The following is a 4251-nucleotide window of genomic DNA, read 5'->3' as shown; positions in this document are numbered from 1 at the left end:
GGGTCGCTCAGGCCGCGCAGGTCGCGCGCCCGTTTGCCGTCGATGAAGACGACCACGTTGACGCGCAGATGGCCCTGCTCGTCGAGGATGTAGCCCCGCAGCCGCGGCTGCTCGGCAAAGGCGGCATGCAGGGCTTCGCCCAGCGTGGACGCCTCGCATTGGCAGGAAGGCGCGTCCACGAAGCGGCGCAGTTGGGGGGTGAATTCGACAAGGGCCATGGATGCACGACGAACGACGGCCATCGAATTCGACGACCTCGTATCCCTCAAATATCCCCGGGCTTACCCGCACGGACAGAATGCGGCCGATGAATTCCGGTGTCCTCTTCGCCCTCGGCGCCTATCTGAGCTGGGGGTTGTTCCCGCTCTACTTCCGCCAGATCGCTTCCATCCCCGCGCTGCAGATCGTGGCCCACCGCACGTTGTGGTCGCTGGCCTTCGTGGCCGTCGTGCTGCTGGTGACGCGCAATCTGTCCTGGCTGAAGGACGTCAGCGCGGCGACCTGGCGGCGCTTTGCACTGTCGGCCACGCTGATCGCCATCAACTGGCTGACCTATGTCTGGGCCGTCGGCCATGGCCATGTCATCGACGCCAGCCTGGGCTACTTCATCAACCCGCTGGTCAACGTCGCGCTGGGCTTTGCGGTGCTGCACGAACGGCCGCGGCCCATCCAGTGGCTGGCCGTGGGGTTGGCGGCCTTTGGCGTGCTGTGGCTGACGGTGGCCGGCGGCAAGCTGCCCTGGGTGGCTCTGGTGCTGGCGGTGAGCTTTGGTCTCTATGGCCTGATGCGCAAGACGGCAAAGCTGGGTGCCATCGAAGGCCTGACGCTGGAGACCCTCATCCTCGCGCCGCTGGCCGCGGGTGGGCTGATCTGGTGGTCACAGGACGGCAGCATGGCTGGCCAGACGGCCGTGGACTGGGCCTGGCTGATCGGCACCGGCCCGGTCACGGCCGGCAGCCTGTTGCTGTTCGCGGCCGGCGCACGGCGCCTCCCGCTGGCGACGCTGGGCGTTGTTCAGTACGTGTCGCCGTCGCTGCAGTTCCTGCTGGGGGTGTTCCTGTTCCACGAGCCCATGGACGCGAGCCGCCTCATCGCCTTCGGCTTCATCTGGGCGGCGTTGGCTCTGTACTCGCTGGATGGCTTGCGGCTGGCGTGGCGTCCGCGCGCGGTTTGACGAGCTGCTCGTTTCCCGGCGCGATGGGTGCCGAGGCAGCCGGCTTTGCCGAAGCCTTGGCCCCATTGGCATAGAAGTCACGCGTCTTCTCGTTCAGGGGACCGCGGTCGAGCTGCCACAGGCCCAGCGGGCCATGAACCAGCATGAACGAGTGCTCGGAGCCTCGCTCGAACTGAGCCCAATATTCCTTCAGCTCCGGAAATTGCAGCGCTGGCAAGCCTGGCTGCACGGGCTGCAGCGATGTGGCGCCCACCAGCCGATAGGCCGCGGACTGGGCGGCGGGAGCCAGCGTCTGGTCCAGGCGCTTGGCGAAGGGAACCGCGGCAATCGCCATGGCAATGATCATCAGGAACGTCACCCCTGCCGACTCGGCCATCGGTACATGATGTCGACGCAGGACGGGAAACAGAGGCAACGCCAACAGAACGCCTATCAGCGGCAGGACCGCCAGGTCGCCAAACAGCGGTACGACGGCAAACGGCGTTTCGGACAGCAGTTCATGGTCATTGGCCATGGCGTCGACACCGGCGAATATCAACAACGCCAGCAGCACGCCGGTGGCGATCGCCGAGGCCCGGTTCTTGTCGAGCGCGAAGCCTCCCATCGCTAACGGCGGCAAAGGCTTGCCGGGCAGCAGGGCCCGGAACAGGTCGGCCGTGCCGTCGCGCGAGGCATGGGCATTCATGCCCACGTCGGCGGCCACCATCAGCTCGTCACCGCGGCCCTTCAAACGGAGCCAGTGGACAGGGTTACTCAGGGCGTTGCCGCCGGCCCACTCGATCTGCAGCGCTGCCTTGGACATGAGCCGATCCAGCCGCTCGCCATCCCAAAGATGGGCAACGACGCGCACGGCATCACCCGTATCCAGCAACAGGCCGGAGCCCTCGAAGGGCAACCATTTCAGCCGCCGGGCGAAGGCCTCGGGCCGCGACACCTGAATGCGGAACCAGCGACATCCCTCTCCAGGCGCCAGTTCGTCCAGCAGGGCGTCCTGCCTCTGCTTGCCGAGGCGCACTCTGTGCACCAACCAGCCAAGCCAAGCCACCAGCCCCAGCTGCAACGCCAGGGGTAACCAGAACGCCCATCCCTTCATGTGACCTCCCTTGCGCCGCTTGCCGGGCGCTGGGAGGGAAGTCTAGGTGGGCCAGCGTTAGCTGCGCATCAGGAAGTCAAAGGCCCCCAGCGCCGCCTTCGCACCATCGCCGGCGGCGATGATGATCTGCTTGAAGGGCACGGTCGTCACATCACCGGCGGCGAACACGCCGGGCAGCGAGGTGGCGCCCTTGGCGTCCACGATGATCTCGCCATGCTTGCTGAGCTCCAGCGTGCCGCGCAGCCACTCGGTGTTGGGCACCAGGCCGATCTGCACGAAGCAGCCTTCCACTTCGACACGCTTGCTTTCGCCGCTGATGCGGTCGGTGTAGTTCAGGCCGTCGAGCTTGCCGTTGCTGCCACCCGTGAATTCCGTCGTCTGCGCGTTCACGATGATGGTCACGTTGGGCAGGCTCTGCAGCTTCTTGACCAGCACCGCATCGGCACGCAGTTCGGCGCCGAACTCGACGAGCGTCACATGCTTGACGATGCCAGCCAGATCGATGGCCGCCTCGACTCCCGAGTTGCCGCCGCCAATGACGGCGACCGGCTTGCCCTTGAACAGCGGGCCGTCGCAGTGCGGGCAGTAGGCCACGCCCTTGTTCTTGTACTCGGCTTCGCCGGGCACGCCGACGTTGCGCCAGCGCGCGCCGGTGGACAGGATGACGGTCTTGCCCTTGAGCTTGGCGCCGTTGGCCAGTTCCACTTCGACGTAGCCACCCGGCTGCGCGGCCGGCGTGAGCTTCTCGGCGCGCTGCAGGTTGTGGATGTCGACCTGGTAGTCCTTGACGTGGCCTTCCAGCGCGGCGGCGAACTTGGGGCCGTCGGTCACGGAGACGGAGATGTAGTTCTCGATGCCCAGCGTGTCGTTGACCTGGCCGCCGAAGCGCTCGGCGGCGACGCCGGTGCGGATGCCCTTGCGCGCTGCGTACACGGCCGCTGCAGCGCCGGCCGGGCCGCCGCCGATGATGAGCATGTCGTAGGGCTCCTCGGCATCCAGCTTCTTCGCGTCGCGCACGGCCGCACCGGTGTCGAGCTTGGCGACGATCTCCTCGAGCGACATGCGGCCCGAGGCAAAAGGCTGGCCGTTCAGCCACACGGCCGGCACGGCCATGATGTCACGCGCCTCGACCTCGCTCTGGAACAGGCCGCCGTCGATGACGGTGGTGCGGATGCGCGGGTTGACGATGGCCATCAGCGACAGCGCCTGCACGACGTCCGGGCAGTTGTGGCAGGTCAGGCTCATGTAGATCTCGAAGTCGAGATCCAGGTCCAGCGCCTTGACGGCGTCGATCTGCGCCTGCTCGACCTTCGGCGGATGACCGCCGGTCCAGAGCAGCGCGAGCACCAACGACGTGAACTCATGGCCCAGCGGGATGGCGGCAAAGCGCAGCGATTGCTCGGTGCCCGTGCGGCGAAGCAGGAACGACGGCGTGCGGGTGTCGACGCCATCGGTACGCAGCGAGATCTTGTCGTGCATGCCGGCGATCTCTTCGAGCAGCTCGCGCATCTCGTCGCTGGACTTGGAGTTGTCCAGCGAAGCAATGATCTCGAAGGGGATCTTGACGTGGTCCAGGTAGCCCTGGAGCTGGGTCTTCAGTGCGGCGTCCAACATGGTGGTGTCCTTTCAGTGAGGCGTGGCGGGGCGGGCCACTGCTGAAAGGGTCCCCGATGCCGGAGGCCCTTTCAGCAGAACCTGTCTGGTTCTGCAGAAGGCAGGAACCCTCCCGGGTTCCTGACGAACAGCATGGCTGTTTAGATCTTGCCGACGAGATCCAGGCTCGGGGCGATCGTGGCAGCGCCTTCCTTCCACTTGGCCGGGCAGACTTGGCCGGGGTGGGCGGCGGTGTACTGGGCAGCCTTCAGCTTGCGCAGCGTTTCCGACACGTCACGGGCGATCTCGTTGGAGTGGATCTCGGCGGTCTTGATGACGCCGTCCGGGTTGATGACGAACRTGCCGCGCAGTGCCAGGCCTTCTTCGGGGA

4 protein-coding genes and 1 pseudogene are annotated in these 4251 nt (G+C 66.3%); 1 reads left to right on the top strand and 4 read right to left on the bottom strand.

Annotation, left to right across the window (positions count from 1 at the left end):
- Positions 1-218, bottom strand: a 218-nt coding sequence (locus tag ACXJKR_RS25830) for a MoaD/ThiS family protein (RefSeq protein ID WP_457325237.1), incomplete at its 3' end; no start/stop codon positions are given.
- Positions 219-307: 89 nt separating this feature from the next.
- On the opposite strand from ACXJKR_RS25830, the gene rarD reads away from it, so the two are divergent.
- Positions 308-1174, top strand: a complete 867-nt coding sequence (rarD, locus tag ACXJKR_RS25825; RefSeq protein WP_457325236.1) for an EamA family transporter RarD — start codon at positions 308-310, stop codon at positions 1172-1174.
- On the opposite strand, the gene ACXJKR_RS25820 is transcribed toward rarD, so the two are convergent.
- The 3 genes and pseudogenes from ACXJKR_RS25820 to ACXJKR_RS25810 all read right to left on the bottom strand — a co-directional run.
- Positions 1104-2267, bottom strand: a complete 1164-nt coding sequence (locus ACXJKR_RS25820; RefSeq protein ID WP_457325235.1) for a hypothetical protein — start codon at positions 2265-2267, stop codon at positions 1104-1106. The genes rarD and ACXJKR_RS25820 overlap by 71 nt on opposite strands.
- A gap of 57 nt (positions 2268-2324) precedes the next feature.
- The gene (ahpF, locus tag ACXJKR_RS25815; RefSeq protein WP_457325234.1) at positions 2325-3881 is read right to left on the bottom strand and encodes an alkyl hydroperoxide reductase subunit F; all 1557 of its coding nucleotides are present in this window, start codon (positions 3879-3881) and stop codon (positions 2325-2327) included.
- 140 nt (positions 3882-4021) lie between these two features.
- Positions 4022-4251, bottom strand: a pseudogene (locus tag ACXJKR_RS25810) (peroxiredoxin); the annotation flags it as partial.

It is taken from the genome of Roseateles sp. P5_E11, from assembly GCF_054049355.1.
Note: the sequence above shows the minus strand (reverse complement) of the source record. Positions and strands in the feature narration are given on the sequence as shown.

Coding starts and splice junctions, on each gene's coding strand:
- rarD (WP_457325236.1), top strand. CDS start 308: ATGAATTCCGGTGTCCTCTTCGCCCTCGGCGCCTATCTGAGCTGGGGG.
- ACXJKR_RS25820 (WP_457325235.1), bottom strand. CDS start 2,267: ATGAAGGGATGGGCGTTCTGGTTACCCCTGGCGTTGCAGCTGGGGCTG.
- ahpF (WP_457325234.1), bottom strand. CDS start 3,881: ATGTTGGACGCCGCACTGAAGACCCAGCTCCAGGGCTACCTGGACCAC.